At 58.1% G+C, this 813-nt stretch carries 1 protein-coding gene; it reads left to right on the top strand.

Features of this window, described 5'->3' with window-relative positions; all coding sequences use genetic code 11:
* The coding region (locus tag AACQ38_RS23740; protein ID WP_207631979.1) for a hemagglutinin repeat-containing protein at positions 1 to 813 on the top strand (813 nt) is incomplete at both ends.

Here is an 813-nt window from a genome sequence, read left to right as displayed (position 1 = left end):
CAGCTCTCATCCAGCCAGAACACCGAACAGACCACCGGCAAAAACAGCAGTCGCGGTGGCTCACTGGGCGTCGGTTTCACTGCCGGACCGGGGGGCACGGGAATCAATCTCTCCGCCAGCACCAACCGAGGTAAAGGCAGTGAAAGCGGTAACGGCGTCAGCCATAACGAAACTACGCTGGATGCGGGGCAAACCGTCACCCTCAATGCCGGTCGTGATGCCACGCTCAAAGGCGCTCAGGTCAGCGGCGAACAGATTACCGCCGACGTCAAACGCCACCTGACGCTCAGCAGCGAGCAGGACAGCAACCGCTACGATATGAAGCAGCAGAACGCCAGTGCCGGTGTCAGTGTTACTCTCGGTCCACAACCGGGCGGCTCATTGAACCTCAGCGCCAGCCGCGACAAAATCCACAGCAACTTTGACTCCGTACAGGAGCAGACCGGACTGTTTGCCGGCAAAGGCGGCTATCAGGTCAAAGTGGGGGAACATACTCAGCTTGATGGCGCAGTCATTGCCAGTACCGCAGACAAAGACAAAAACACCCTCGATACCGGCACACTGGGCTTTGGCGATATCAAAAACAAAGCGGATTTTAAAACCGAACACCATAGTGCGAGTATCAGCACAGGGGGTTCAGCCGGCGGCATGTTCCTCAGTAATCTGGCAGCCAATACCCTGGGCGGCGCTAACCGGGAAGGCCATGACCAAAGCACCACTCACGCCGCGGTCAGCGACGGTGCCCTGATTATCCGGGATAAAGACAAGCAGCAACAGGATGTCACCACCCTGAGCCGGGATACCGACCATGCT

It is taken from the genome of Photorhabdus sp. RW14-46 (assembly GCF_963887965.1).
In the GTDB taxonomy this organism is placed as follows: domain Bacteria; phylum Pseudomonadota; class Gammaproteobacteria; order Enterobacterales; family Enterobacteriaceae; genus Photorhabdus; species Photorhabdus laumondii.
Note: the sequence above shows the minus strand (reverse complement) of the source record. Positions and strands in the feature narration are given on the sequence as shown.